The sequence below is a fragment of the Sutterella seckii genome, assembly GCF_009183815.1.
In the GTDB taxonomy this organism is placed as follows: Bacteria; Pseudomonadota; Gammaproteobacteria; order Burkholderiales; family Burkholderiaceae_F; genus Sutterella; species Sutterella seckii.
The window spans coordinates 1-4,158 of sequence record NZ_WEHX01000137.1; the positions used below are offsets into that span (position 1 = coordinate 1).

Here is a 4,158-nt window from a genome sequence, read left to right on the forward strand (position 1 = left end):
ATCCGCCGAAGGCGGAGAGGGCAAAGCCCTCACTGAGCTCAGACTACAACCTACTTTTTAAGAACAAAATCGGCGAAAGCTCACTTGACATTCACCGGATTGTTTCTCAGGACATCTTCCTCTTTGACGATACGATTCGGGCCAATATCGCCTACGGGCTGCCGAATGCCACGGAGGAAGACATCGCACGCGCTGTAAAGGCTGCTGCGCTCGACGAATTCGTGTCGACGCTGCCCGAAGGGCTTGACACGCGGGTGGGCGAGGGCGGTTCGCTGCTGTCGGGCGGACAGAAGCAGCGTGTTTCCATCGCAAGAGCCGTTCTGAAGAACGCGCCCATCCTGATCCTTGACGAGGCGACAAGTGCGCTCGACAGCAAGAACGAAGCACTTGTCAAGGAAGCGCTCGACCGATTGACGAGAGGGCGCACCTGCATCACCGTCGCGCATCGCTTCTCGACGATCGAGGACGTCGACCGCATCGTTGCGATGCAAAAAGGCGAAATCGTGGAAGAGGGCACCAAAGCGGTCCTTCTTGAGAAAAATGGTCTTTACGCCAAGCTCTTCCGTCTGCAGTCGCAGGATCGGCAGACAGCGCAAATCGAAGGAGTCTGAAATGCATCGATCCTTCCGACTATCAATCTATGCGGGTTTGACGGTGCTCACCCTTGCGGTTCTTTCCGCAGGAGGCGCATATGCAGAAGATTCGTCCGATAAGTCTGCCGACGAGTGGCGAGCTCCGATCCTGACGGGCGTCAATCCCGAGAAGCGCGACTACTACGAGGAACTCGGTCGAAAATCTGACAAGATACTTGACGACCGCTCCTTTGTTGAGAAGTGGCGCCGTCCGGGCGCTCTTCAAACGCCGAAGCAGGCTGAAGCAGCGCTTGAAGAGGCCGACAAGGCGCTCGACCTTGTTGATCGCGCCGTAAAAAACAAGACGGCCGCCTGCTATTACACGTTCCTTGTGAATTATTGCATCGGGGAAGCGAAGGAAAAATCGTACGAGCGGCAGCGCGAGATACGCGGCGTGATGGTGGACGCTCGAACGATCCTTCACAAAGTGAAGACGCAGGAGAACGCCCGCAAGAAAGAGGAGCGCCTTGCCAAGCCCCTGCCGCAACCGGTTGACATTGCGCCGAAAACCGTTAAGCCGGTCCCAAGCGAACCGCCCGTAAAGCTTAAGCCGAAGGAAGTGCAGCCGGCCTCGCTTCCCGGCGACTACTCGCCTAAGGAAGTGAAGGAGCCATCAAAGCCGACCGGTTGGGAGGCCAAGACCGTTGGCGAACCTTCCGAGCCTTCCGGCTTCAAGGCACCGTCAGCAAAAGAGCCGAGCATGCCGTCGGGAATGAGTATGCCTGGGAGCTGGGCTAACAGTGATGGCGCCGGAGCTTCGACGCAGGCGAAGCAGCCGACTCGGGAGGAGCTCGAGCAGGGTAACCTCAAAGCGCTTGCAGAGAAGGAGGCTGAGGCGGCAGAGCGCCAAAGACAAGCCGAAGAGAAGGCAAAAGCACGAAAAGCCAAACGCGAGGCGCGCAACAAACGCTTCAAGGAAGACCAGGAAAAGCGGCGCGCTGCACAGCTTGAATATGAAAAGCAGCAGAAGGAAGGTAAGAAGTCGGGGCTTTTTGACTATTTTTGATCAAAAGATGAGATCGGCGTAGACATACAGGATGACCTACGCCGCAGACGAACCCCTCCCAGTCATTCGAAAGGGCATTAGCGTTTCTCGCGGAACCACGCAATGTCCTGCGTCACTCGGAGGGTTTTTTCGATTTTCAGAATGAATGTCTCATGCCGAGTGCAAATTCGACTGCATTCGGATCACATAGCCGCCGCAGGAAGCCCGTGATTTAAATCATCGGGAGGAATGCGGCTATCCATTGCCCTCGGCCGAGAAGAGGATCAAAGATCATGTCTGATGCTCGCTTTTTGCTCTGCATTAGAGAAATTCGAGAAAACGAAGAACGCATCGCGGAGCATCGCTAGACTTTGCGCATGTCTGCCAAATCCACCACGCCGTCTTTTGTGCTTGAGCTTGCGCTCCGAGTCGACAGCCTCGACGATCGGATACTTTGGCGCAAGCTTGAGTTCGGCCGTCAGCTTTACAACGCGACGCTCAACACTGCGTTCGGTCTTGCCGCACAGATGAAGCAGACGAAGGCGTGGCGTGAAACGGCCGCAATGCCGAAGGCGAGCGACCGCAACGCCCGGTTTCGAGAAATTCGCAAAATCTGGCGGCTGACCGAATACGGCTTCCACGAGATCATCAAGGAACATCGTGAGGCTTCCGGCAGAAAGGCCGAGATCGGCATCAACGAAGCGCAGAAGCTTGCTACGGCATGCTTTCGGGCTGTCGAGCGTTGGCTCCTGCACCTCGGCGGACGTCCGCGCTTCAAGAGTGCCCGGCGCGGTCTTCATTCGCTCGAAGGCAAGACCAACAAGACGGGGCTCAAATGGAAGGCGGACGAATGGTGCCTCGACTGGTGCGGCAGAAAGTACCGCGCTCTGCAGAATCAGCGTGACGACTACATCCGGGAGGCGCTTGCCGATCCGACAGATCCGGCGAAGCAAAAGCGCGTCAAGTACGTGCGTCTGCTTCATCGGCGCATCGAGGGTCGTCGCCGATGGTTCATTCAGTTGGTGCTCGAAGGACTGCCGCCCGTGAAGCGCATCCCGGCGCCGAAGTCCATCGAGATGTCGATCGATCCCGGCATCTCGACCATGACGTGCCTGTCGACCGACGGCTTTGCGGAGAAGTTCGCGCTGGCATCCAAGTGCGCGTGGCACCGGAAGGAAGTGCGACGGCTGCAGCGAAAGTTGGATCGTTCTCTTCGCGCGACGAATCCGCAGAACTTCAACGACGACGGCACCGTCAAGCCGGGTCCGAAAGCGTGGAAGTTCTCGAAGCGTTATGAAGCGCTTTGCGGCGAGCTTGCCGAGATGCACCGCCGTGCGGCGGCAACAAGAGTCAATGAACACAACGAAACGATCGGGCTTCTGCTATCACACGCCGGTACGTTTCGAGTTGAAAGCAACAATTTCAAGGCCTTCCAGAAGGGCCGATACGGTCGTTCGCAGGGGCTGCACGCTCCGGGACAATTCATCGAGATGCTCCAGCGCAAGGCTGAAAGCGCCGGTTCTCGAGTGATCAAGATGGATGCCCGAAAGCTCAAGCCGAGTCAGCACGATCCGCTGACGGGCGAAGACCGAAAAAAGGAACTCTGGGAGAGACGGCATCGGCTCGGGAGCACGAATGAGTACATCGACCGGGATTTCCTGGCGTGTCTCAACCTGCTCTACGCCGATGCTGAAAAACAAAGCCGCGACCCGCAGGCCCTCCGAGCAGGGCTTGACGCAGTGAAGCCATTGCTGCGGAACGCAGGGATCGTTGTAGAAGGCAAACCGCGAAGGGAGCTCACGGAGCGCGAGTTCCGGAAGTTCCTGCGCCGAGGCTGTGCGCCTCGATCCGTCGGAGCGGTGCGTTCGAAGAGTTGTCGTAATGCGAGTGACGTCAGATCGGCCGAGGACAAAACCGGAGCCGGCCTGAAAAGCCTGCAGTGTTCGAAACCCCGTCAATTCATTGATCGGGTGGCTTAGCCCATGACTTCAGACGATACTTTGCATCGGAACTTCTCGACAAAAGCGTTGACATCAACACTGTACGTATCGCAATGGGCCATAGCGACATCCGAACAACGATGCTTTACGACAAACGTGATGAATTGGAACGACTGAAGCGTATTTCATCGATAACGATGCTTTGACTGTGCTTGTGGCACGAAATTTTTAATCAAGGGCGAAACGTAACTTTGACACAAAATTCAAGAAGTAATTAGCGATATAAATCGAACGCTGATGCGAATATAAAAAATTCGCGGATTTCGTTGAAACTTAGCCTTCTTCAAATGATTTAACTGTATTCGTAATTACTTCTAAAGTTATTTTAAATGGCTATTTGCCATATAAATATCATTGCTTATCTAATATTTAAAATAATCTTTTTTTAATTTCTAGATAATAATTAACAAATTCATTGAATGAAAAAGATTCTCTTTTTGTTGAAATGAGGATTTCAACAAGATGAAAACGGTTCTCAACGCGGCGGTGACGGCGGCGCTTGCCGTCCTCGTCTCGCAGAGCGCGGTTGCGGCCGATGCGG

3 protein-coding genes and 1 pseudogene are annotated in these 4,158 nt (G+C 55.0%); all 4 read left to right on the forward strand.

From position 1 onward, the window contains the following. A partial coding sequence (locus GBM95_RS11175) for an ATP-binding cassette domain-containing protein (protein ID WP_226963300.1) occupies positions 1–611 on the forward strand: 611 nt, incomplete at its 5' end. Between the two features lies 1 nt (position 612). Continuing rightward, positions 613–1,638: a hypothetical protein gene (locus tag GBM95_RS11180; RefSeq protein ID WP_152159167.1), complete on the forward strand. Its 1,026-nt coding sequence runs from the start codon at positions 613–615 to the stop codon at positions 1,636–1,638. 356 nt (positions 1,639–1,994) lie between these two features. After that, the gene (locus GBM95_RS11185; protein ID WP_152159168.1) at positions 1,995–3,596 is read left to right on the forward strand and encodes a hypothetical protein; all 1,602 of its coding nucleotides are present in this window, start codon (positions 1,995–1,997) and stop codon (positions 3,594–3,596) included. Between the two features lie 11 nt (positions 3,597–3,607). Then, positions 3,608–3,763, forward strand: a pseudogene (locus GBM95_RS13190) (tyrosine-type recombinase/integrase); the annotation flags it as partial. Positions 3,764–4,158 lie beyond the last annotated feature (395 nt).

Coding starts and splice junctions, on each gene's coding strand:
- GBM95_RS11180 (WP_152159167.1), top strand. CDS start 613: ATGCATCGATCCTTCCGACTATCAATCTATGCGGGTTTGACGGTGCTC.
- GBM95_RS11185 (WP_152159168.1), top strand. CDS start 1,995: ATGTCTGCCAAATCCACCACGCCGTCTTTTGTGCTTGAGCTTGCGCTC.